Annotated in this window: 34 protein-coding genes and 1 tRNA gene; 34 read left to right on the plus strand and 1 reads right to left on the minus strand. The window is 38.7% G+C overall.

Annotated elements, in window-relative coordinates:
* The first annotated feature begins 25 nt into the window (after window positions 1-25).
* From J0871_RS16735 to J0871_RS16810, 17 genes are all read left to right on the plus strand, one after another.
* On the plus strand, window positions 26-235 hold the full coding sequence (locus J0871_RS16735; protein ID WP_208226339.1) for a hypothetical protein: 210 nt from the start codon (window positions 26-28) through the stop codon (window positions 233-235).
* Window positions 235-3,108: a primase-helicase family protein gene (locus J0871_RS16740; protein ID WP_208226340.1), complete on the plus strand. Its 2,874-nt coding sequence runs from the start codon at window positions 235-237 to the stop codon at window positions 3,106-3,108. Before J0871_RS16735 ends, J0871_RS16740 begins: the two co-directional genes overlap by 1 nt.
* A 12-nt stretch (window positions 3,109-3,120) precedes the next feature.
* Entirely contained in the window at window positions 3,121-3,531 is a 411-nt protein-coding gene (locus tag J0871_RS16745) for a hypothetical protein (RefSeq protein ID WP_208226341.1), read from the plus strand.
* 146 nt (window positions 3,532-3,677) lie between these two features.
* Window positions 3,678-3,962: a hypothetical protein gene (locus J0871_RS16750; protein ID WP_208226342.1), complete on the plus strand. Its 285-nt coding sequence runs from the start codon at window positions 3,678-3,680 to the stop codon at window positions 3,960-3,962.
* Window positions 3,940-4,068: a hypothetical protein gene (locus J0871_RS17390; protein ID WP_262897405.1), complete on the plus strand. Its 129-nt coding sequence runs from the start codon at window positions 3,940-3,942 to the stop codon at window positions 4,066-4,068. Before J0871_RS16750 ends, J0871_RS17390 begins: the two co-directional genes overlap by 23 nt.
* Before the next feature lie 247 nt (window positions 4,069-4,315).
* Window positions 4,316-4,810, plus strand: coding sequence for a hypothetical protein (locus J0871_RS16755; protein WP_208226343.1), 495 nt, complete (start codon window positions 4,316-4,318; stop codon window positions 4,808-4,810).
* Between the two features lie 2 nt (window positions 4,811-4,812).
* Window positions 4,813-5,100 (plus strand): hypothetical protein, encoded by a 288-nt coding sequence (locus tag J0871_RS16760; protein WP_208226344.1) that lies wholly within the window; start codon window positions 4,813-4,815, stop codon window positions 5,098-5,100.
* A 23-nt stretch (window positions 5,101-5,123) separates the two neighbouring features.
* The gene (locus tag J0871_RS16765; RefSeq protein ID WP_208226345.1) at window positions 5,124-5,720 is read left to right on the plus strand and encodes a hypothetical protein; all 597 of its coding nucleotides are present in this window, start codon (window positions 5,124-5,126) and stop codon (window positions 5,718-5,720) included.
* Window position 5,721: 1 nt separating this feature from the next.
* Window positions 5,722-7,122 (plus strand): DNA cytosine methyltransferase, encoded by a 1,401-nt coding sequence (locus tag J0871_RS16770; protein WP_208226346.1) that lies wholly within the window; start codon window positions 5,722-5,724, stop codon window positions 7,120-7,122.
* Window positions 7,122-7,610 carry a hypothetical protein gene (locus J0871_RS16775; RefSeq protein WP_208226347.1) on the plus strand — a complete coding sequence of 163 codons (489 nt, stop codon included), beginning with the start codon at window positions 7,122-7,124 and terminating at the stop codon, window positions 7,608-7,610. Before J0871_RS16770 ends, J0871_RS16775 begins: the two co-directional genes overlap by 1 nt.
* Window positions 7,611-7,612: 2 nt before the next feature.
* Window positions 7,613-7,855 (plus strand): hypothetical protein, encoded by a 243-nt coding sequence (locus J0871_RS16780; protein WP_208226348.1) that lies wholly within the window; start codon window positions 7,613-7,615, stop codon window positions 7,853-7,855.
* Entirely contained in the window at window positions 7,848-8,048 is a 201-nt protein-coding gene (locus J0871_RS16785) for a hypothetical protein (protein ID WP_208226349.1), read from the plus strand. Before J0871_RS16780 ends, J0871_RS16785 begins: the two co-directional genes overlap by 8 nt.
* A gap of 49 nt (window positions 8,049-8,097) precedes the next feature.
* Window positions 8,098-8,385, plus strand: a complete 288-nt coding sequence (locus J0871_RS16790) for a hypothetical protein (RefSeq protein ID WP_208226350.1) — start codon at window positions 8,098-8,100, stop codon at window positions 8,383-8,385.
* Window positions 8,382-8,540: a hypothetical protein gene (locus J0871_RS16795; protein WP_208226351.1), complete on the plus strand. Its 159-nt coding sequence runs from the start codon at window positions 8,382-8,384 to the stop codon at window positions 8,538-8,540. The genes J0871_RS16790 and J0871_RS16795 overlap by 4 nt, the downstream gene beginning before the upstream one ends.
* Before the next feature lie 11 nt (window positions 8,541-8,551).
* The gene (locus J0871_RS16800; RefSeq protein WP_208226352.1) at window positions 8,552-8,743 is read left to right on the plus strand and encodes a hypothetical protein; all 192 of its coding nucleotides are present in this window, start codon (window positions 8,552-8,554) and stop codon (window positions 8,741-8,743) included.
* A 20-nt stretch (window positions 8,744-8,763) separates the two neighbouring features.
* A tRNA-Leu gene (locus J0871_RS16805) sits at window positions 8,764-8,847 on the plus strand.
* A gap of 56 nt (window positions 8,848-8,903) precedes the next feature.
* A complete protein-coding gene (locus J0871_RS16810; RefSeq protein ID WP_208226353.1) occupies window positions 8,904-9,167 on the plus strand; it encodes a hypothetical protein in 264 nt (87 codons plus the stop codon).
* A gap of 31 nt (window positions 9,168-9,198) precedes the next feature.
* Here J0871_RS16810 and J0871_RS16815 read toward each other — a convergent pair whose 3' ends face one another.
* Window positions 9,199-9,408 carry a hypothetical protein gene (locus J0871_RS16815; RefSeq protein WP_208226354.1) on the minus strand — a complete coding sequence of 70 codons (210 nt, stop codon included), beginning with the start codon at window positions 9,406-9,408 and terminating at the stop codon, window positions 9,199-9,201.
* 569 nt (window positions 9,409-9,977) lie between these two features.
* Between J0871_RS16815 and J0871_RS16820 the strand changes: the two genes are divergently transcribed.
* From J0871_RS16820 to J0871_RS16900, 17 genes are all read left to right on the plus strand, one after another.
* The gene (locus tag J0871_RS16820) at window positions 9,978-10,478 is read left to right on the plus strand and encodes a hypothetical protein (RefSeq protein WP_208226355.1); all 501 of its coding nucleotides are present in this window, start codon (window positions 9,978-9,980) and stop codon (window positions 10,476-10,478) included.
* Window positions 10,478-12,211: a hypothetical protein gene (locus J0871_RS16825; RefSeq protein ID WP_208226356.1), complete on the plus strand. Its 1,734-nt coding sequence runs from the start codon at window positions 10,478-10,480 to the stop codon at window positions 12,209-12,211. Before J0871_RS16820 ends, J0871_RS16825 begins: the two co-directional genes overlap by 1 nt.
* Window positions 12,208-13,761: a fibronectin type III domain-containing protein gene (locus J0871_RS16830; RefSeq protein ID WP_208226357.1), complete on the plus strand. Its 1,554-nt coding sequence runs from the start codon at window positions 12,208-12,210 to the stop codon at window positions 13,759-13,761. The genes J0871_RS16825 and J0871_RS16830 overlap by 4 nt, the downstream gene beginning before the upstream one ends.
* A 3-nt stretch (window positions 13,762-13,764) precedes the next feature.
* On the plus strand, window positions 13,765-14,133 hold the full coding sequence (locus J0871_RS16835; RefSeq protein ID WP_208226358.1) for a hypothetical protein: 369 nt from the start codon (window positions 13,765-13,767) through the stop codon (window positions 14,131-14,133).
* A complete protein-coding gene (locus J0871_RS16840) occupies window positions 14,130-14,702 on the plus strand; it encodes a hypothetical protein (protein ID WP_208226359.1) in 573 nt (190 codons plus the stop codon). Before J0871_RS16835 ends, J0871_RS16840 begins: the two co-directional genes overlap by 4 nt.
* Before the next feature lies 1 nt (window position 14,703).
* Window positions 14,704-14,904: a DUF1508 domain-containing protein gene (locus tag J0871_RS16845; protein WP_208226360.1), complete on the plus strand. Its 201-nt coding sequence runs from the start codon at window positions 14,704-14,706 to the stop codon at window positions 14,902-14,904.
* A 2-nt stretch (window positions 14,905-14,906) separates the two neighbouring features.
* Window positions 14,907-15,395 carry a hypothetical protein gene (locus J0871_RS16850; protein ID WP_208226361.1) on the plus strand — a complete coding sequence of 163 codons (489 nt, stop codon included), beginning with the start codon at window positions 14,907-14,909 and terminating at the stop codon, window positions 15,393-15,395.
* A complete protein-coding gene (locus tag J0871_RS16855) occupies window positions 15,392-15,943 on the plus strand; it encodes a hypothetical protein (protein WP_208226362.1) in 552 nt (183 codons plus the stop codon). The genes J0871_RS16850 and J0871_RS16855 overlap by 4 nt, the downstream gene beginning before the upstream one ends.
* Before the next feature lie 24 nt (window positions 15,944-15,967).
* Entirely contained in the window at window positions 15,968-16,513 is a 546-nt protein-coding gene (locus J0871_RS16860; RefSeq protein WP_208226363.1) for a hypothetical protein, read from the plus strand.
* Between the two features lie 61 nt (window positions 16,514-16,574).
* Window positions 16,575-16,940 (plus strand): hypothetical protein, encoded by a 366-nt coding sequence (locus J0871_RS16865; RefSeq protein WP_208226364.1) that lies wholly within the window; start codon window positions 16,575-16,577, stop codon window positions 16,938-16,940.
* Window position 16,941: 1 nt separating this feature from the next.
* Entirely contained in the window at window positions 16,942-17,328 is a 387-nt protein-coding gene (locus J0871_RS16870; protein WP_208226365.1) for a hypothetical protein, read from the plus strand.
* A gap of 1 nt (window position 17,329) precedes the next feature.
* Window positions 17,330-17,869, plus strand: coding sequence for a peptidoglycan recognition family protein (locus tag J0871_RS16875; RefSeq protein ID WP_208226366.1), 540 nt, complete (start codon window positions 17,330-17,332; stop codon window positions 17,867-17,869).
* 2 nt (window positions 17,870-17,871) lie between these two features.
* Window positions 17,872-18,381: a hypothetical protein gene (locus J0871_RS16880; protein ID WP_208226367.1), complete on the plus strand. Its 510-nt coding sequence runs from the start codon at window positions 17,872-17,874 to the stop codon at window positions 18,379-18,381.
* A 69-nt stretch (window positions 18,382-18,450) separates the two neighbouring features.
* Entirely contained in the window at window positions 18,451-19,323 is an 873-nt protein-coding gene (locus tag J0871_RS16885) for a S49 family peptidase (RefSeq protein WP_208226368.1), read from the plus strand.
* Window positions 19,324-19,347: 24 nt separating this feature from the next.
* The gene (locus J0871_RS16890; RefSeq protein ID WP_208226369.1) at window positions 19,348-21,567 is read left to right on the plus strand and encodes a hypothetical protein; all 2,220 of its coding nucleotides are present in this window, start codon (window positions 19,348-19,350) and stop codon (window positions 21,565-21,567) included.
* A 51-nt stretch (window positions 21,568-21,618) separates the two neighbouring features.
* A complete protein-coding gene (locus J0871_RS16895) occupies window positions 21,619-22,452 on the plus strand; it encodes a hypothetical protein (protein ID WP_208226370.1) in 834 nt (277 codons plus the stop codon).
* 152 nt (window positions 22,453-22,604) lie between these two features.
* Window positions 22,605-23,246, plus strand: a complete 642-nt coding sequence (locus J0871_RS16900) for a hypothetical protein (protein WP_208226371.1) — start codon at window positions 22,605-22,607, stop codon at window positions 23,244-23,246.
* Window positions 23,247-23,287 lie beyond the last annotated feature (41 nt).

A 23,287-nucleotide genomic window follows, 5' to 3' on the forward strand; every position in this document is an offset into this window, starting at 1 on the left:
TGCGGCGGACTTTAAACCCCTCGATATGGATCCACAATTACGAATGTTACGATCTAAGCAGAACCTGCTTAATGCGCATATAGCAAACCTAAACGATTCAGGTTTGTTCTCTCCGGAAGAAATTGCCGAGCAAATTGCGCCTATTATTCCACAAATACAGGATTTAGAAGAACAGATTAGAGCAATTAAAGACACAGCCAACGCCGAATTTTCAACCCCCCAAACGGTAAATTAATGAGCTACGTTAAATATCAAGACATTTTAGACGGTACCGACGGTGGCCTGCAGATTATTCGGGATTACTATCCTAATGTAGATGAAGGCCTAGCCCGTAAGGATAATAAATTTAAGATTAGAAACGAGAATACCGCAAGTGCTTCTGTTAGGCAAAAAGAAGATGGTTGGTTTTATGTAACCGATTTTGGTGGAGATCAAAAAGAGCGTCACGCCATCGCTATTTGTATGCTGGAAGACGGAAAGGAATTCCCAGAAGCTTGCGCATACCTTGGCAGTAAATATGGTATTAAAGGCGCTCAGCAAGACTGGAAGCCTATAATGCCAGAAATCACTAAACGCGATGTAAAAGAAGGCGAAACTGAAGGGGAATATGATTTTAAATACAAGGATTTTGACGAGAAAAGTTTAGCCGTTCTAGGGCCATACGTTAGCGATATTCATTGCCAGGAATATAAACTGCACAATGTAGATTCTTACAGCCACGTAAAGAAAAATGAAGTAGTAGTAATTACAGCCACTGAAGATTATCCCATTTTTTGTTTTGATTTTGGAGAATGGAAAAAGCTGTACCAACCAATGAGCTACGAGAAGCAGTTCCGGTTTATGTACATAGGATCTAAACCAAAAACACATTGGTTTGGAATGGATGTTATTAAGAAGATCTTCAATGATAATAAGGCTGAAATTGATGAAGCCAAAAACAACGAGGAAAGCCTTGATAATTACGATCCAAAGTTGGATGCTGCATTTATCGTTTCGGGAGGTAGTGATGGCCTAAATCTTAGGAGCTTCGGGTATTATCCTATCTGGTCTAATTCTGAAACCGATCAGCTCACTTTTGAAGAATACAAAAAACTAAAGATGTGGTGTAAAGAAATTTATTACATCGCAGATTTGGATAGCACCGGGAAAAAGCAAGCACTTAAAACCGGGCTTCAATTTTTAGATATTAACCTGGTTTGGTTACCATCTTATTTGAAGAAATTTAAAGATAAACGCGGCAATCCCTGTAAAGATTTTAAAGACCTGGTAGTAAAGACTGGCAAGGAGCGAAAAAAATTCAGTAATAAAATTGCGAAGCTTTTTCAAAACTCCCTGCCCCTTCAGTTTTGGACGGCCATTCCCCAGGATTACGGATTTAAATATCAATTTAAAAATACCCAGTCATTTCACTTCTTGAGAAATATGGGTTTTGGCCGCTATAAAGATGAGAATGAAAAAGACGGCTATGTGTTTATCCAAATCGTTGGCAACTTCGTAAAAGAGATTAAGGCCCACGTAATAGAAGATTTTGTAATTGATTTTGTAAAAGACCAGCCTACAGATCTTCGGGATATGATCTATAAAACGCAATTTCTCAGCGAGCGCCATATGGCTAAGCTGCCAATGATAGATATAGATTTTACCGATGCCGATAGGGATTCGCAGTATTTATTTTTCCGTAAAAAAGTTTGGGAAGTGAAAGCTTCGGGCATTAAAGAATTTAGACCTGGAGAAGTAGATAAATTTATTTGGGACGATAAGGTTATTGAACACAATGTGAAACTGGCCGAGCAGGAACCATTTAAAATATTTACAGACAAGCACGGCGATATGGATATACAGGTGAATGAAAAAGATAATATGTTTTTCAATTACCTAATTAATACCTCCAGGATGTACTGGAGAAAGGAACTGGAAGATTCTTTTGATGATCGCCCCCAGGTTGAAGCCGACGAATATTTTAAAAAGCATCAATTTGATATTGCGGGCCCCAATCTTTCAGACGATGAACGCCTGGAGCAAAAGCTTCATTTAATTAATAAGATATACTCCATTGGTTACGCCCTGCATAAATACAAAAACGAGTCTAAAGCCTGGTGTGTATTCGCAATGGATAATAAACTAAGTGAATTAGGCGAAGCGCACGGGGGTTCTGGTAAATCTTTATGCTATGGCTATTTAAACAATGTACTTTCCCGCCGGTTTTATTTAAAGGGAAGGGATCCAAAACTTACGCAGAATGATTTTATTTATCACGGCGTTACTGAAGACACTGACTATATTTTTATAGATGATGCGCATCAGTACCTTAATTTTAATTTCTTTTTCTCAGAAATTACCGGTTCGCTTAAAGTTAATCCTAAAAATGGGAAGCCCTACGAAATCCCGTTTGATAAAGCTCCAAAATTTATTATCACTTCAAACTTTACGGCCAGGGATTTAGATCCCAGTACCGAGCGTAGATTGTTGTATACCGTTTTTAGCGATTACTATCACTATAATTCTAACGACGAGTACCAACAAATTAGACAGGTGAGTGACGATTTTGGTGGCAAGAACCTCTTTAGGGATTTTGACGAGACCCAATGGAATAAGTACTTCAATTTCCTTGCCTTCTGTATTAAGTTTTTCCTGGAGCATCCAAGTAAAATTAATCCGCCAATGGATAATGTAAAGAAGCGAAACCTAATTTCTGAAATGGGTAAAGACTTCCTGGATTGGGCCGAAGTATTTTTTGAGAAAAAAGATTTTGACGATAAATACTTAAACCTTGATCGTGCTATTAGCAAGAAAGAAGCTTACGACGATTTTATTGCGGCCACCCGCAGCAAAATGAAAACTACCAGTTTTAAAAAGTCGCTTAAAGCTTATGCCAATTACAACAACTACGTTTTTAATCCTAAAAGCCAGGGGCTGGACAGCAACGGAAGAATTATTAAAAAGACCGGCAACGGTAGTGAAGAATTCTTTTACCTGGACACGAAAATTAACTCAAGCCCTTATTTAAGCGATGAGGAGATTGAGGACCGTGACAACAATGGAGATAGCCAGGACTATCCTAACAACGATTTAGATACTGGAGACGATCCAGATCCAATAGACTTTTAAAAATCAAATATTATGAAACAAGTAACATTAATTACAGGAGCTCGCAATTCCGGAAAAACATTTTGCGCAAAAACAATGGCGCTGGCTTTTGAAAATTTTATTTGGATTAATTGTAGACAAATAGATCTAGTATGCCAACCATTTATTTTCTCTATGGTTAATGCTGAAACAGATCTAATTGTTTTTGATGATCTCACCTTGGAGAATTGGCCAGTAATAAAATCAATTATTCTAACAGATAAAATTAAGGTGGAAAAGAGAGGAGAAAAATCTTTCACTATTCCAACTCCTAAAATTATCGCTACGCTCAATTTTGAATTGCATCCAACCAAAAAAATGAGAACCGATTTAATAGAAGTTGTTAAATGCGCCAATCACGGTTTTTTTGAATTTAAAAAGTCACGCAATGTATACAGTAAATGAAATTAAGACCATTGCCCACAATTGCAAAACAATTGAAGAAGTAAATCGTGTAGGTCTTTGCTTTCAATTCTTAATTGTAAGAAAAGAACTCCGGCTATACAGCGAAATTAATATCTCGCTTCATCAACGTTTAAAAGAACTCATCAATGGACGTTCAAGAAAGTAAAAGAGGAGTTTGCAACCGCCACGGCATCAGGATTTATCCTGTGATGAATAAGGATTGGGGGCAATATTATATTGAAATAGAATATAATCGAAGCCCAAATTGGGAAAGACGGTATATAATCAAGATTTCAAGAGGGAAAACCGCCTACAATGCAAAAAAAAAGCTCTGGATAGAAAGAATTGAAGAACTCTATCAAGAACTCTACGAAACTAAAGTGAAACCAAAATTAAAAAAGAAGAAAAATGAACACGAACCATCCCAATGAAGAAAATCCCAGCATTCCAACTCCAGATGCCGAGGAAATGGTAAACGAAGCCAACCGTCCTTATGTACCGTTTTTAGACGATAAAATAAATGAGGGCCTGGATTAAACGGCTTCTTTGTTCGCATCCAAAAGAAGCCAGGACACTTTTTGTTACCGTGGCAACGGTAAATGTAGAAAAGGTGGTGCCGCGCTGCAGCAAGTGCGGGAAAACCTTTGGAACCCCCCAAACTGAAAACTAATGTACCTAATACTTTTAATCGCTGCACTCCTATTTGGCGCCGGTGTTTGCCTTTATGTCGCCCAGGGAATGCTTAGAAACAAAAATTAAGTTTAATCTATAATCAAATATTATTATGACAACAGAATTGCAAATTTTAAAAGAGGATATCGAAAAAGCTTTCGGCATTAAGAATATGCTAAAGAACCGCGAAGATCAATACAAAATATCCCGTGCTGTTTTCGTGAAAATTGGAATCGGCAGGCTTAATTACTCGCTTACCGAAATAAGTAAATGCTTGCAACTTACCCACGCAGCGGTAATTAACAGCCGTAATAACTTCTATGCTTATATGGCTAAATACCCGGAGTATGAGCGCATTTACGAAGGCTTAATCACCGGCATTTCTAACCGTGTAGACGACGCGCAGAAAAACAGGATCCTTGCCCTGGAGAAAAAAGTGGAAGCTTTAACTCATAAAAAATACAAGCCCAGGCATAAAGTATTGTTTGACCTGGTGAACGAGGTGCCCGATTACCACGTAGAAACAATGGAGCTTTGGCTAAGACCAAAAATTAGAATGCTAGAGAAACCCTGCAGGTATAACCGTCACAGACTTCAAACTGCATAGCTATGCCACGAATTCAAAAAGCATATACGCTCGATATTTCTCCGGAACAATTTTTAAACAATTGTTCCGGGACCGAGCTACAGGAAATCGCATTGCTTATTAATACCAACCGTTACCAAAGCAAAATGCAAGATGATGAAGTTTCTTTTGAAGAAGCAAGGGAAGCAGTATTTAAACTGGCTAAACCTAAAAATGAGTGCCGGGTTTGTGGCTCTACAGATACGATAAACAATAATTTTATATCTAATACTCTCTGTGATAAATGTTGGGAAACAGCAAGCGCAGAATAAATCAAAATCAAATATTATCAATTATGACACTATCATTTTCAAAATACTGGCCAGACGATATGCCCTCGCATATGGCTAACTATAGAACCAACTTTGTAGAGAAGATATGGACATCGTTAGATGAAGAGCTGCTCTTTTCATTTTACAGGGAAAAATACCAGGTAGATTTTGCCAATCGTGAGCTTGTAGACAAGTTATTAAAAGAAAGAGCAGATTACGATATTAACTGGACGCTTTATGATCATCTGAGATTGAGCAATGTTTTTAAAGCCCATACCATACGGGGAGATTATCACGATCGTTGGAAACCAGGCAATGATATTCATTTCTATATCAATGTTAGAAAGCCTAACCAATTTTTATTTGCACCGGTGATGAAATGTACCGCTGTTCAATCAATTGATTTTACTCATTTTCACGATCATATTGAAGTTGAATTAAGCGATAACTTTTGGAAAGCTCGCGGAAGCGTAAAAGGAAAAATTTATGAATGGGATATTCAACTACAAATTCTCGCGCAAAACGATGGTTTTGATACGGTAGAGGATTTTTTCTCCTGGTTTAATGAAACTACCGCCACTGGATCTAAGCTTATTCACTGGACAAAATATACTTATTAAGATGAGAGAATTTGTAATAGACTTGTTTTGTGGGGCCGGTGGTACATCTGCCGGGGTTCACTTGGCTAAAGGAAACAGTAAAGTGGTATTTTGTGTAAACCACGATCTAAAAGCTATAGAAAGTCATAGGTTAAACCATCCTTCAGCTAAACATCTTACAGAAGATATCAGAAACCCGGAAGTTTTATTCTGGTTAAAACTGAGGGTGAATGCCCTTAGAAAACTTTATCCAGGCTGTATAATTACTGTATGGGCATCATTGGAATGCACAAACCATAGCAAAGCTAAAGGCGGTCTTTCTCGTGATGGTGATAGTAGAACTTTAGCTGATCACCTTGAAATGTATTTGAATGCGATCAATCCAGATTTTCTAAAAATTGAAAACGTAGTTGAATTTAGAGATTGGGGGCCGCTTAGAATTAAAGAAGATACCAGGAAATCGAAAAAAGGAAGCTATTGTAATATTGTTTTAGATCCTAAGTCTAAAACCAAAAGCATCAAATATAAAATGGTGCCAATTAAAGAGAAAAAAGGTATTGATTATATTAAGTGGGTAGATTCAATAAAATCTCACGGTTATAAATTCGACTGTAAAAATATAAATGCTGCAGATCACGGAGCGTATACTTCAAGAAATAGGTATTTCGCAACATTCGCGAAACCCAAAATTCCAATTGTATGGCCGGAACAAACTCACGCTAAAAAAGTTAATAAAAACCTAGGTCTTTTTGAGTCATTAAAGCCCTGGAAAAAAGTAAAAGATATTCTGAATTTAGAAGATCAGGGAAAATCCATTTTTGATCGAAAGAAACAACTTTGTAATAATACTTTAAATGTCATTCATTCTGGTATTATTAAAGCGATTAAGGAAAATGAAGATTGCTTTTTATATAAGTACTACGGGAATGGTCATAATTACAATTCTATCAATACAGTTTGCGGAACCATTCCAACAAAAGACCGGTTTGGAAAAATTCAGCTAATATTTAATCAATATCGTACAGGAAACACTTCATCTTTAGAAAGGCCTATAGGATCTGTTACTACCAATCCAAAACAAAAGATCTTAACTTTTATATTAAACCCATCTCACGGCGGTCATTGCACTACAGTTAACCGGCCAAGCCCTACAGTAATTGCAAGGCAGGATAAAGCACCTTTATACTTAATCCAGGTATTAATGGAAAAATACGGGATTGCTGATATAAAAATGCGGATGCTCGAAATTCCAGAGCTTTTAAAAATCCAAGGTTTTCCTGAAGGCTATAAATTGGTAGGAACCCAAACCGATAAGAAAAAGTTTATCGGGAATTCTGTAGAAGTAACTACTGCCAAAGCAATTTTTGAAGCTCACGAAAATGCTCTGGAAGAATATTTTGAAAAACTTCAAATCGCGGCGTAATGAGAAACATTATAATAATAATTTTATTTCCGCTCCTAAGTCTAAGCCAGGAGAGAGATACAAGATTTGCTTTTATGGCCACCGGTGTAGATCCGGGAAACGCTATTTATGGAAGCAAAGTGAACGAGCCTGCCTATAATGGTTCTTACAGTATAGGCTTTAGAGATCGTGGTTTCCAATTGCAGGCTACTTACCAGGTATTTACTGCCATTAATTTTAAGGCCGTAGAAGTTTATGCCGGCAAAGTATTTAACTACGGCCGCCGCTTTAATTACGTGGCGCTTGCCGGGGTGTCTATGATACAGCGCAAAGTGAACTGGCTTAACCAGGAACTACACCCGGCGCTTAATCTCCAGGGGAAAATAGAATACCATTTTAACAATACGTTTTTCGTCTTCGGTTTAGGAGAATTCTGTTACCGGGGCGATATACAGGAACTGGTTCCCTCCGGAAGAATTGGCGTAGCCGTGAAACTTTTTAATAGATAATTATGGAAAAATATAGGATACAAGGCACGGCCTCGAAATTAATTCAGAAAAATGAAGAGCGCTGGAGTATTGAAAGTTATTATACAACTCTAGAATTCGCGAAAATGGAATATAATTTTCCATATCTATTTCTGGAGACCAGGGGAAGTAAATATTTGACTTTCACTTATTACTTAGGAAGTGTGCAGCCTCAAAAGCTGAAATTACCTATAGATAAACTAATTAAAATTGAAAACAATGACTAAACCTAAATTAAAAGCGCAGAACATTCTCAACTTCTGGTATAATATGAATGCTTGCCAAAGTGCAAGTGCAGCGGTTTACGCAGGTAGAAAAGATGTAGAACATACCATTAAAGCTCTTAAAGCTGCAAAAGGAGATGAAGAACATATTAAGTACTGGAACCAGGTACTGGATTTTATAAATGAATTTGAATAAAGAACAGTTGCCAGTTGTGAGTTTTCAGTTGGCAGTAAAAATAAATTTTATGAAACAAGACAATATCTACAAACAAGTAGAGAAAAAGCATAACGAGATGGTTGGGAAAACCTATTTATTCTCAGGTGGTTTATTTTCCCGAAAGCGCGACGAACCGCAAGCCGAATATGAAATAAAGGACTGGCGTTGGGGAACCGGTAAAATAATGGATATGAAAACAATGAAAATAAAGCATCCTACCGTAGAATTCTTGATCAAGAAAGAAGGAATGAAACGCAGTAGATGGACCAATCCTTTTCCGGTACGGGAAATTGAAATAAATAATAATGACGAATGAAAAACTATAGAATCAATTACATCACCAAAAAAGGATTGGTGAAATGTAATATTACCATTATCGCCAGGGACGAAGATCAGGCCAGAGATTTCTTTGAGACCGATTTCCCCAGGCTGGAATTTTGCAACGCAGTAGAAGAATCATTAATAAATTAAAACCTAAACCAATGGAAAACACAGCAATTACTATCGACAATGTGAAAGAAGAAAAAAGGAAACTAGAGCAAAGCATCCTGCTTCAAATTAAAGATTTTGAACGTGAGAACGATTTAGAAATTAAAGATTTGCACCTGGAATTTATTAAAAATACCAGGCTTAAAACCCGGGTAAGCCACGTAAGTCTTAAGGTTTCTTTCTAACGGGCGTGTATAAAAAATCGGGCGGGGATTCTTGTAATTCAGAAGATGGATATCTGAACCCTTTAAGGTATAGACTAGCGCAGGTTCGAGTCCTGCTCCCGCCTGTTTTTTATATGATGTTATTGAAAGTGCGGGAAAATTAACTTTAAATATTTATAAAATGGAAATACCAGAAAAATACACTGAATTAGTAGGTACAAAACAACAATTAGGCGGTGGCTTATTTAGCGGTAAAAAGGAAATGCCTTTTGAAGAATACGATATTCTCGACTTGCGTTGGGGAAGCGCTAAAATTGTGGATATGGAAACACTAAAACCAAAATGTCCTACAATAGAATATCTTATAAAAAAAGACGGAATGAGAGCGAGTAGATGGACACGAGGATTCCCAGTTCCCGAAATTGAATTAAAAGAATGGGATTAGCATTTGTTATAACATAGAAATAAAACCAGTATTACAGTTTATTTCCTGTTATTTCGTTCAAGGCAATACTCACGGACGTCCAGTAGCTACTATCAGCTTTAGCGCGTTTCCCAAGGTCTAAACTAATCTTACACAAATTTAAAGTAGTGTTATGCAGTTGGGCATCGGGGACGCGCTTTTCTAATTGCGCCCTGGTTAAATTATAAAGTCGGTTGGCTTCTTCTTCTGGTGGTAATAGCATCTTTTCTTTTATTAAATATCACTTAGTGATTCAAATATAGCCCCTTTCCGGGGCTTTTTTAGTTTCCGCAGGGCAATACATCAATACTTCCTTATCGTTACAACAGGCTTGGCAAATTGCTAACGCGGCCAGGCGCACTGAGCATACCATTCTCTCCCCTTTCCCCCTCTTTATCTTTAACCTATAATAAACTGTAACTTTGTAACTTCAAGCGAAAAACCCCGACAGCTCTATTATTTAAGGTTACAATTAATTTGTAACTAAAAATAAGGTTACAAAAAAAATGTAACTAATAAAGCCGGTTACAAAAGTTACAAATGCAGTCTTGCCGTAATTACAAAACCATTGTATTCTCCAAAAGTCAGGCTTAATAAGGGAAAGCAGCTATTTAAAACCCCTGGTTACAGAATTACAGTTTTTTAGTGAACTTTTGAGAAAGTTACACCCGTGTAATTGTTTACCCATTTGTAATTTGTCACACATTATTTACCTATATGTAAACCTTTTAAGATATATTTGGGAATAGTTTCCCGTCTGCACGGGAAAGACTTTAAAAAATATTCTGTAAGATGATTCTCTCCTCCCGGGTCCCTAATCTTAAAAATATTTGTGGCATCGCTATAGATCTATCGGCGTTACCAATGCCGTCATATTCAGCCGCCAATCAAAACTTTTACGATTCTTATTTACTGGAGAGCAGCGCTAAATCTGCTTATTTCGGCAAACGATCAGTTTCCTTTAGGGAAAAATCTAAGCCTACCAGGGCGGGAGATATCTGGACCACTGAATTAAGTATTCAGTTTCCGGGTACCGATAGTAAAAGAGCCGTGCGACTGGACGAATTTCGAAAAGCAAAATTTGTCCTGGTACAACTTAGCAACGGACAATCTTTTTATATGGGCCGTAACGATTTCTTTCAAAACACACCACCGGTAATCGAGATCCAGACAGACCAGCAATTATGCCAGGTAAAATTTACCGTAGAAAGTATTATGCAAACCGGTTTCCTCCCGGAATATAACGGCGATCTGTTGCCGCATGATGTTCCGGTTAATCTAACGAACAGTTAATGGAATTTAATATACAGCCAAAACAAGACGATCCGCAGCGCCTGCTTAAACTCAATGGCGTAGATAAAGCCTTTTGGCTTGGTGCCGAAGAAATTAATTTAATGATTCGGGCCATTAAGCAATTACTGGGCGAAGACGATTCTTTGTATAAGGGTGAGCATCCAAATTTAGAGGCTGTTACTTTTTATCATCCCAATCCAGAGCCGGGCAGTTATGCGCAGATTGAAGGAGACCCTAACCAGGAAGCCATTTGGGATAATTCTAATGGTAAATGGATTATTTCCGGAGACTGGCAGGAACCAACTCCTGCCCAAGAAAGCATTAATTATGAAGAGAACTTCGCATCCTTTCCCCCCGAAGGTTTTGAAGACGAGCTCTATGTAGATAAAGAAGAAGCCAAAATTTATATTTGGGACGATTTTGAAGGGCTTTATATATTAGCGGCAGGGAGTGGCGTTTCGCAAAGTTATGTAGATACAGAGATCGCAAAAGTTTTAGCCGCTGCCAAAGCCTACACCGATTCCTTCTCGGGTGGCAACACATCCCCAACCATTCATTCTTTTTACGCAGCACACCAGCAAGATCTGGATTATCGCGTAACCGGTTATTTTTCATTTCCAGATGCCACTTTTGGAAGCAAGCAAAATCCCGTAGTACAAAACCTAACACTTTCTCCAGGTGATGCCACTTACGATCGTATAGATATGATCGTGGCCAACGACCAGGGAAACTTTGAAGTTATTGAAGGCGTACCTTCTGAAAATCCAGAAGAGCCCAGCATAGATCTCGACACCCAAATTCGCGGAACGATAATTTTTGTAGGTGCCAATGCCACCACTCCGGTTAATCAAACCGCTACCACGGTATTTGCTGAAGGTACGGCCGGGGAATTCAATACCAGTACTCCAAGCGGGGCCGCCAGGTTGAATTTAGCCAGTGCCAATACACCTATTTCCGGGAGTATAAGTATTGAAGGCACCAATAACGAGTATAATGATACCGTTCGTTTTACGCCCGATGCAACCATTACCAGGGAAACTTTTGAAGCGTTCACCGGATTTGCCTATAAGATTAAGAACAAAACAGCCGTAGCCACGCCCGATTATCCTACCCACCGCATCCAGATCTACGGGAAGAAAAGCAACGGAAGCAATGTAATTGCCTACCTGGAAGAAGTAGATATCTATGGTTACGATAGCGAAAACCTGAATACGCAGAAAATAGCGGTCCCCTTTTCGATGCCGGCAAATATGGCCGAGATCTCTTATATCAATTTCAAAGTATTATACAATGTAGATCCCTGGGGCTTTTGGCTGGACGATGTACAGCTTATAGGTGGTGAAGAAGATCCAATCTCAGATGATTTTGTAACCAGGGAAGAAATGGAAGCTGCGATTGCGGAAATAAACGCAGTTAAACCCCCAATTCCAAAAGCAGCTAACTACATCGTAGAAGCCACACACCACGATAGGGATATTTATGCAGATTCAGCTTCTGAAATTGTGGTAACGCTGCCTAAGAATAGCACTACGCCAATTCCTGTAAATTTTGAAACCCACGTATGGTGGATAGGTGCCGGAAAAGTAAGCTTTAATCCAGTGACCGATGTTACTTTAAATATTGACGAAACCGAAATCGCAGAAATTGCCCGAAGATACAATGCCGTAACACTAAAGAAAATTGCTACCGATGTATGGATAGCAATAGGAGCCTTAAAACTTGCTGAAGTATGAAAATAGGAATATTAGAAAGCAAAAAAAGGAATTTTTCTCCTGCGGTTGTAGAACCTAATCTATTTATTGGTGGGGTGGCTAACTCTATACCTAACGCAAACGCATTAGCTTCAAAATTAAATATTCTAGAGTCTGACATAACAAATTTTTTGGTAGTTGGGAAAAACATCCAGGCGTTAATAAATGTTCAATATATAATTCCAATCAATTGCTTTGCAGGTGATACAGAAATTACTTTTTTTATTGATTATGAAAAATGCATTGGGGTTGATGTAGGTGGATTAGCAAATTGCCATATTTTAAGCAAAGTTGAATTAAGAAATGCTACGATTGTAAGCGGTCAAGCTTTTATATCAACATCAGGGGTGGATATTTTTAAAGAAATTTCATTGCCTGAAGTTATTACAGTTGAGGGTGATGGAGTTTTTCAAAGTTTTGATAATGGAGGTGCTATTTATTTGCCAAAAGCACAAACATTGGGTAATACGTTAGGAAATGATTTGATTTTTCAATTTAATAGTTCAGCTTTAAAACTTTATTTAAATCAATTTTTACAAACTTCAAATAATGGAAATGAGGAGGGAGATATAACTTATGCACGTTCATTAGGTTGCGAAATTACTTATATAGCAAATAATACCAAACCGAACCAAATAACAGATTTAACGTCATCACAAAAATTTGCGACTTTGGTGGAATTAGATTTCACGCCACCAACATCGTTAAACACTGTAGAATCTTATCAGGTTTTTGTTAATGGCGTGTACAATTCAAGATATTTACCTGGAACTACAATTTCCGCTATTTCATTACAACCTGGAACGAATTACAACATTCAGCTCGTTGCAATAGATGAATATTATAATAAAAGTGAGTTAAGTAATGTTTTAAATATCACAACATTTACGATGGCTTTGTCACCAGTTCCAGTTGCTACTTTAGGTTCGTTTTATCAGTTAAACGAATTACACGGGGTTGTAAAAAATATCTTTAGTGAAAATTACACTGGAACAAATTATGGTTGTAAGCGTGGAATACCAGGGCTGTATGCAACGGCATACAGACTGAATGGTTCAAGTAATTATTTCACAATTCCAAATCCCGGAATAAGCACAAAAGCTTCTATTAATTTTTGGGTAAAATTAAAAAACCATATTCCAACAGCTGGATCGAGAACAGGTTTAGCTTTGTTAAATACTCAAGATGCATCCTCACATTATCCATTTACAAACGGTCAGATTTATTTATCATTATTTAGCAACACCCGAAAACAAGTTGGAACCGGTATAATTGCAGACCGAACTGTTCGTCACATGGTAACTGTAACTGCGAACGAAGAAACCAATGTTTGGAAATTCTACCAAAATGCTCAATTAGTTTTTACTGGAACCGTTGGTTCAATTGGAATCAATAGTGTTTTGGAAATCGGTAGATCTGGTGGAACGGTTTGGGGAGATTTTGAAATCGATGAATTAAGCATTGATTTAACAGATTTAACACAAACCCAAATCAACACTTATTTCAATAACGGAAAAGGCATAACACTATAAACTATGAAACTAAGAACAATAAACCCCGTACCAAAGGCTAACATCCTTTTCAATCAAGATTGCAAAGTAGTGGCGCGTATTCCAGAATTCAACTTGGTGAATTTTCACTTTGAAATTGTTTACGATTTAGAAGTGCCTTATGAGCCTGCTCCGGGAGAAGCTATTCAAACTAGAATAGTTAAGCTTAAAAATTTTAGAGAAAAGATAAGTATGGAAGAAGTTAACGCCGTGCTTTCTTCTTTTGATTGTGATCTTAATGCTAATTACAACTACGCCCAAAATATGCAAGCCGCCTTGCACGAAGCATTCCGTATTAAATTAGGTATGGATGGTAAATTCGGTTTAACCGCAGCTGACTGGGAGAAAATATGACCTGGTACCAATCACGTAACAACTATTTTCAAAAACCTGCGATTACGCATAAGCTTAACCGTGGGAAAATTAAATATTACCTGGAGCAAATTAAAGGCTACAGCCAAACGCAAGCTAATATTTACCTGGCAGCTTACGATTACTTTGTTAGAAACCCAGAACAATTTGACGGCGCTACCAAAACCGAAGACCTCTATGATCTGGAAGGTTTGGAACTCGCAGCGATGTTACACGATTGGTTGTATATCTATCTCAATGCTTCTGCAAGCTATAAATATACCTGGTATGCCGATAAGCTAATGCGCAGTGAAATGCGCAGAATGCACAAAAGCAGCTGGAATACCGGCGCTCGCTTTGTGTTATTGCTACTCAAATCTATAGCAGGGTTTCCGATGTATTGTCGCTTTATCAAAAAGCGAAAAATGTCACTCCAGGATAAAATGGATTTTGAAAAGATCTATGCTATTCTACGGCACCAATATTTTAAAAAGCCCTGGCATAAAGAATTTAAAGGCGAGCTAACCTGGTGCGCCATCTTCCTAATTGTATTCACTTTAATCTTCATATAAAATGGCAGAGCAAATTAAATCTTACCCCGATGGCCTGGAATTTTACAAAGGCAAAGACAATTTATGGTACTGGCGTGTAACTGCAGATAACGGTAACATAATTGGTTCCGGTTCCCAGGGCTACCACAACCACAGCGAATGCGAATACAATGCGAAGTCCCTTGGAAAATCTCTAACTGAAAGCAAACTTTTAAAATCCTAATTATGAAATCACTTAGAAAATTCTTTTTCCCAATGTACTTCCTTCGGGCAGCTAATGGTAAATTTTGGTTGTTTGGCCGGCTGTTTATCTTTATGGCTATTTCTTTAGTTATAGCAGGTCTCAGGGCTGCATACGAAGGTAAACACGATCTTAATGAATTAGCATTTTGGGATATTCTATATGTACCTGCGTTATTCGGAATTACTTACCAATGGATATTATTTATACTGAAAAAAATTGGAGTAAAATTCTATATCACAGATGTAGATCCTAAGCATTGGCGAAGCCAGTTAGCGGCACTTGGCAAGAAGAAAACACAATGGATGGATAATTTAACCTACAAAGAAGCTGCGCTTTTCGATAAATTAAGGAGACGCTGGAAAGAAACTTACGGTTTCAGTTTTACAGAAAGTATGATTGTTAATCTTAATAAGTGGATTCCTGCTATATGGATTGTTTTAATCATTGCCCTGGCACTTTTATTTATATGATCACTAAACAAGAAAGAAAGGCGTTTTGGATCCGGTACTGGAAAATTATCCTGAACTGGACCAGTCTTTCTTTGCTTGCTTTTTTATCTACGGCAATTATTTGGGCACATATCCTGAAGCACGTTTTTAAATGGAAAACTGAATTCTGGATTTTGAACGATACCGTAGATGGTGATTATGGCGCCGATTGGTGGCTGAAAGAAAAAGGCCATAAAAAGAGAAACCTATGGACGGCTTTTAATTGGTGGTTTCGCAATCATTCCTGGAACTGGATTAGGTATTTTAATCCGCAGTGGAAAGCCGGTGAAGTAGATAAAGATGAGAATGGCAATGATATTTTTAGCGTGCTAAAATCTACGATAGATACCAGTGGCGAAAACGGCCGGTTCTCCAGGGCCGATAAATATAATAAAGGCGTTCATTCTATTGCGTATAAAATTAATGGCATAACCTTTTGTCAATACAGTAAAGCAAATTGGCTGTTTACCTTCCAGATCGGGACCGGTGGTTCTGAATGGCGGTACCGATCCAAACTAAATATTTTTTAAGATTATTAACCCCCGGAATAATCTATGAGCAGATCTACTGTGCCTGTAAAAATACAGCGACATCTTGTACCCTTCTTTTTTCAGGAATTTGAGGGCGTGGAATCTGTATATCTAAATAAGAAAGTAAAAGCGGCAAAATTAACGACCAACAAACCTATTGGGAAGATTATTCGCTTACTAATGGAAAAACCTGAAGGTGGGCCTGTTAAAGTAGATAAGTTTTGGATGTTCCTTTCTATCCAGGACCGTGAATACTCTAAAGACTTTTTTGGCAATATTTATAAATGCGTGAATGGCACTAATTCTTTCTTAAAATTACCCGAAGCCGGCACCCGATTACTTAACGAATACCTGGAAGATGTTTTTCGTACTTCTATGATCTCTTTTATTGAAGGCCATATGGCCGATAATTCTAAAGCTGAAATTCGCCGCGGTATAGATCTCTTTCTCGTAAAATACGATCTATATGAGGAAGGTTTTGGTATAGAGAGCCTGCGCCGATATTACTACCGGGTAATGGAAGAAGGCTACTCCCTTAAGCGTTTGCAGTCTAGCGGCAAAGTGAAATAGAACCTGTCACACCTTAACAGGAATTTCACAAGTAAGTTTGGAGAAATTAAGCTCCAAAATTATGAAACGATTTTTAGTCATCCCCCTCCTTTTCCTTTTTGTCTTTTCGGTGAATGCCCAACAAAAAGGAATGAAAATTATTCCCAATTACCAGGAACAGCAACTAGATACTATTGAGGTAGATGCTACGGTTCAGTTTTCTTCAGAAACCGAAGCTATGGTAATCTCCCAAAACAATCGCGATGTATTCCAGCTTAAACATAATAATGAATTACAGGAAGGTATTCAATATTGGTTTGCCCTGGAGACTAAACCTTGTGATGGTTGCTTAACCGTTAGACCCGCTAAAATTATTTTTTATACCAAAAGTAGGCGGCAAATAGCCAAGGAAATCGTGGAGTTTAAACAACAATTAAACCTCGATTGAAATGTTACAAAACCAAGCTGAGAACACTTCTTTATATGTGGCTCTTATAGGTTCTGCTGCAGCTATTCTTACTGCTTTGCGTGCCGACAAATGGCCAGGATATTTATATGAATGGGGAAAAAGTAGAAATGCAGCAAAGCGTGAATACTACCAAAAAAAAGAAGCTGAATTTAAAAAACTGATCAATAAGGTAGATTTTCTTGAAAGGGAACTACAGCGTGAAAGGGCGTTTGCTCTTCAAACTAAGAACACGATGCGCATTATGATGCCTATAATGCGAAGGATGAGTAAAGATCACCCGGATCTTATTCAGATGCTAGACGAATTTGAACGTAACCTGAACCTTGATGTTGAAACTACATCGGCTGATGGCCATAACACCGATTAATATGAAAATAAGAGCGAAGAATATTAAATACATCGTGATTCATTGTACTGCCGGACATAAGTCTGCAGAAAAAGTACAGAGTTACTTTTTACGCCCAAAATATGAGGGCGGTCGGGGTTGGAATACCGGTGGCTATCATATTATAATAGAGAAAGATGGTTCTATTAAACAAATGTATCCATTTGAACAGATCACTAATGGCGTTCGCGGATTTAATTCAGAATGCATACATATTTCTTATGTAGGCGGTGTGGATGAGAAGAATGTGAATATCGCTAAAGATACTCGCACGATTTCTCAAAACAAAGCCATTCAAAAATCCATTATAGATGCCATTACCTGGCTTAAACAAAATGGAAAAGATATTACTGAAGATCTAATGATCTTAGGTCATCGAGATTTCTCGGCAGATCAAAACAGAAACAACATTATTGAACCCTACGAGCGTATTAAAGAATGCCCTTCATTTGATGCTAAGGCAGATTTTAATGGGGTTTATGGGGCTACAGGTTCAATTCAAACTTTACCCTCTAACAGATGATGATGAGCAAGTCAAGATTATTCAGTTTTATAAGCATTATTGGTGTGACCATACTAATAATGATTCTTTTTAGCGGCTGTAAAAGCAAGCAAAAAACCGTGGAGCGAAAAAAGGAATCGGTTAGCGAGCTTCAGCAAAATGATATTCAATCTTCTTCTGCCCTGCAGCGGGATATTGAAACTTTTCATTTAGCCAAAAATGAAACCTTTAACCTGGTACCGGTAGACAATGGTAAACCCGTGCGGGTAATTCGTGGAAAAGATACTATGCAGTTTAGCAATGCCCGGGTCTCAATTTCAAATAGCGAAACCGAGACCACTACCGTAGATAAATCTACCGAGCGCTCACAGCTAAGCGATAACAGCAGGCGCGAATATACCAGGGAAACTAAAGAACTTAAAAAAGACAAAGAAAGTACGGGAACTCACCCGGCTTTAATTTGGGGTTTGCTCCTATTACTTCTAATTGCAGGAATTCTCTGGTATTTTAAAAAGAAGATCCCATTTCTTTAAAATCCTGTTAAAACCTGTCACACCGTAAAACTACCCCATCCTATACTTTAGCCTTCAAAGTTATTTACAATGAAGGTTAATCCTATTTTACAAGATCTCTATAAAGGCGAATGGCTAATTGATACCCATAGCATTATCTCCTTTGCTCCTATTGTTTCTAAAATTATTGCGGGCGAAGAATTGGTTTTTGGAGAATCTTCTGCAGCACTACTGGATATCTACGATAAGAACAGTAAAAAAGTGCTGGCAGATGAAGATGGGCAGGTAGAAATCCCTAAAGGATCTATAGCCGTTGTAAATATGATTGGCGCGGTAATTAAGCGCGGTGATCTCTGCACTTATGGTGCCGATGAGATTGTAGGCGCTTTAAGATTTGCCAATAACAACCCCAACATTAGGGGCATTGTCTTTAATGTAGATGGCCCCGGCGGTTCTGTTGGTGCTATAGGTCCATTTATTCAGTTTGCCAAGGAAAAGAAAAAACCGGTAGTAGGATTAATAGATACAGCTTACAGCCTGCATTATTGGGCGTTGGTTTCAGTTTCTGACTGGATCCTGGCCGATAATGAAGTTTCCAGCGGAGTTGGAAGCGTGGGCGTTGTTTTCTCTTTTGTAGATACCAGGAAGGTGCTGGAAGAAAAAGGCTACGTATTTCACGATATCTACCCCGATGAATCTAAACATAAAAATGAAGCTTTTCACCTGGCAAGGGAAGGGAAGTACGACCAGATAAAAACAGAGCATCTATCTCCTATTGCCAGGAAGTTTCAAAACGGCGTGCGCTTTGGGCGTGCCGGGAAACTTAAAGAAGCTACCGGCGTACTTACCGGGAAGACCTTTGATTTTGATCGCGGAATGGAATACGGAATGCTGGACGGCTCCGGAAGTTTCCAGGATGCAGTAGATCGTATAGATATGATGATTGAGCTTAATAATTACTAACAATTAATATTTAAACCCCCAACTATGAAGTGGAAAGACCTGGCTAAAACATCGGCCTACGTTAAGAACCTTTTGGGCATTAAGGAAATTCCTGTTGCCGAAGGTAAAGTTGCTTACAGCGACGACCAGTTGAAAAAACTGGAAGGAACCATTGGTGAAGATGACACCAAGAAACTCGTGGACGCCTTTAATAAGGAACTCTCTAAAATGAGCGAAAACGAGGAAGAAAACGAAAAGCTGAAAAAATCTCAGCAGGAATTGAAAGAAGCTAAAGAAGAAATGGATAAGCTTTTGGCTGAAACTGATCTTACCGACGAGGAGAAAAAACAGCTTCTTGAAAACAATGGTGAGTCTAATGCGAAAGACGGTGAAGAACAAACCGACGCGCAGCTTTCTGCTCAAATTAAATTGTTTAACAAAAAGCTAAAGGACCAGGATGCCATTCTCAAAAAATTAATGGAAGATCCCGAAGGCGATTCTCCTTTAGCAATTATTAACCAGGAAGCCAGTAAAATGAAACATAGCGCTACCCACTTGTTTAGCACAGGTGCAAAATATGATGCCTTTGAGGGCAGACCGTGGAACCAGCGTTTACGTGATGGTGGTGCCAAGGCTACAGATTTTAATGATGATGCTTATATTCCTTTGCTTCAAAAGGATGCCGAGCATTTCGTAAGAGAAAATCCGCAGGCTTTAGAATCGCTTTTTAACGATTTTGAAGAACTACCAAAAGAATGGTCCAGAAGATCTGGAGTATTAGACAGAACATCTTCAGGAAGAATTATTCCAGGGGAAATTGTTCAGGGTCGCTCTAAAGGATGGAAGCCAAAGAACAAATTTAAGATTGCTGCAGAAGTTGGTCGTGTTTTCCGTAAGAAAATAGACATCACTTTTGATGGTTACGAACTTCAGGAAATTGAGAATACCTGGATTAGAATGTATAATAAAGTAGGTTCTCATCCGTGGAAAATGAGCTTCATTGGTTTCTTGCTTACCGAGTTGGTGAAGCAAATGAAGGTTGATGATAGAAACGCTCAAATTAACGGTATTCACGCAGAAACTCCTGCCGGCGACGGTAATCCTGGTGAAGCTGTAAACTCTCAAGATGGGTTGCTTTACCTATACTGGTTATACCGTGATGTAGAGAAAAAATACCGCGCATTCTCAATGGGTGAGCCTACAAAGGCGGGAATCCTTGATTATGTGAAGGATCTTATTGAGCGCGTACCTGAGAAAGATAGAAAGCGTCCAGGACTGGAGCTTCAAATTTCTACCGAAAAATTACAGTGGTACAAGGAAAAAGCCGGTTTGGTTTACCAACTGCATATGAGCGATGATGAAGGCCGTATGGAGTACAAGAGAAATCACCCGATTGATTATCCCAACATTATGTTCCAGGAGATTAAGGATATGACCCAAACAGGATTTATGGCCATTACCCAGTCTAAGAACGTAGAGATAATGGACTATAATGTTTCTGAAAAAGGAAAATTCACTATTCAGCACGATAAGCGTGATACCAACATCTTTGCAGATTACCGTTTAGGTATTCGTCTACAATTTGTAGGAACTAAATTATTGCCAGGGGAACCTGCAGCATTTGAGCGCCAGGTAGTATGGAGTAACGATGTGCCAATTTTCCCTGCTTCTACTTCAGTACCTGTTTTTGATGATGGTACCGGAATACTGAAAGTACACTACTACAATATGAAAGTTGATTCAGAATTTAAAACTGATATAGCTTCTATTGAAGGTGCTAAAAAAGGCCAGATCATCAAGATTACAGGTAACACTGAGATGATTGATAAAAAAGTGAAGAATAACGACGAGATCTCTTTAACCGGAGGTGCAGACTTCTCACTTAACTCTGGAGGTACTTTAGTACTGTATGCTAATGCCGATGGTACTTTTAAAGAACTTAGAAGAACTACCGAGCCTGAAGCTCCAAATGTAGATACTCAAAACACTTTTGACGGGACTGTAATAGACGCGAAGTCTTATGATGAGTACTTCTATACTGGTGAAGCCAGCACTACCCTAACCGAGATTGTAAACGGTGTAGACGGTAAGCAAATTACCGTATACGGAACTGATGCCGCTACCGTGAGCTTAACGCTAGAGAGTGTTGCAGGAAACATTGCTTTAACCGGGAATGCGGTACTGGCTTCAAAAGCTGACTTTATTGAGTTAATAAAGGTAGACGGAGTTTGGACAGAAGTAAGCAGAACTATAGCTGTAGTATAGATAAAATAATCACAGGGGGGCTGCAATGCCCCTCTTTTTAAACTAATAATTATGTTATTAAAAAGCGTTCCAAAACCTGCCAGAAGATCTGCAGGCGCTCCTTCGCCAAAAGAGCCCAATCTTACGGCTATTAGAAGTAGCGATATTTTAGCCTGGCCAGCCATTGGACTGGGCGGCGTGGTAATGAATGGAAACTTCGTTTTAAAAGAAGGTTTCAAAATGCTGCAAATTTATTTAACTCCTAGTAAGCAAGCCGGTACCGGTGAGAGTGAAGGAGATGAAGATGCAGTAGGAATTACTCAGCGTTACGAAGGTTCTCACCCTGGTAATGGTGTTGAAATTAGAGAATTTGTGCAAGGTGCACTTGGTGAAGACTGGATCTTGATTTCCGGTACCTGCAGGGATAACAATAAGACCGTTTACGGTACTAAATGTTCTGCAATGAAATTGCAGCCCGGGTATAGCGATAACAACGAGGGGACTATGTGGAACCTTGTTTTTGAGCAATACCAAAGAACTGACCAGGTACCTTACAATTATACAGGAACTTTATCTTTTGATGAACCTGTACTTGTAGATCCTACTGCGATTAATTTAACCGTGGCCAATAGGTTCCGTTACCAGTTAGAAGGTTCTGAGGTTGTAGATACTGCAGTTGAATTTGCTTCTAACGAGCTTGATCACGGACAGATTGTAAGCCTTATTGGTGGCGGTGGTGCCGAGCCTGCCGTTTTAAGTAACGGTGCCGGCCTAGCCGAACCAAATATAGAAGTTATCCTGGCCGAAGGATCTGACTGGGTAGCATTGAAAAATGCGACTATTTCCCTGGAGGTTTTTAAAGCCGGTGCAACTACCTATTTAATAGAAAAGACCCGAACTGCCTAGATTGTTGTTTCTATTTGTGTTGTGTTGAGAACCCCTGCAATTGCGGGGGTTTTTTGTTGTCACACCATAAGGCACGGGTTATTGCAATATTTACAGGTGTAAAAGGTAATTAACAGGTTTCCCGCCTGCGCGGGAAAGACAAAACCAAACTTATGAAAAACGATGTTCTAGAATTTTTGGCTTCAGATAATGAAAAGCCACAAGAAAAATTTAATAAAGCACTTAGGCTTTACCGTTCCAGTAAAAACAATGACGAAAGCCAGGTAAGGTTTATGAATCGCCTGGGCTATTCTCCCGCGAGATTAGAAGATCTTCTTTATCAATTAAAAACACTTCACGGCATTACCGATGTTGAACTGGCTACGGAGCGGAATAAAGGGAAGAAAGCCCCCCAGCCCCCAAAGGGGGAGCAAAATGCTCCGGATAATTCAGAACAAAATACTGAAGCTTCTAAAGAAGTGGAAGCTGAAGGCATTGAAAAAGATGATCAGGAAGATAATTCTGAATCTTCAAAAGATGATCAGAAACCAGATAACGAAGCTTCAAAAGATGATCAGGAAAATGATGCTGAAGACCAGGACAAATCTCCGGAGAAAGAAGAAGAACCTAAACAGGAAGTTCCTGAAGCTATTCAGAAACTTGATGGTTTTGATGTGGAAGCTGCAGATTATAACACGATAAAGTCTTTTGCTGCAGAGTTGGGTGATGCGATTAAGAAAACCCCAAAAGACCAGAAAGCCGCTACGTTGAAAGCTTTTATTTCTGAAGCAAAAAAAAAGCACAGCGAGGCTTAGATAAACCTATTCGGGAGCAGTACAGTTTTTTAGATAAGGCT

The organism is Salegentibacter sp. BDJ18, from assembly GCF_017579965.1.
GTDB lineage: Bacteria > Bacteroidota > Bacteroidia > Flavobacteriales > Flavobacteriaceae > Salegentibacter.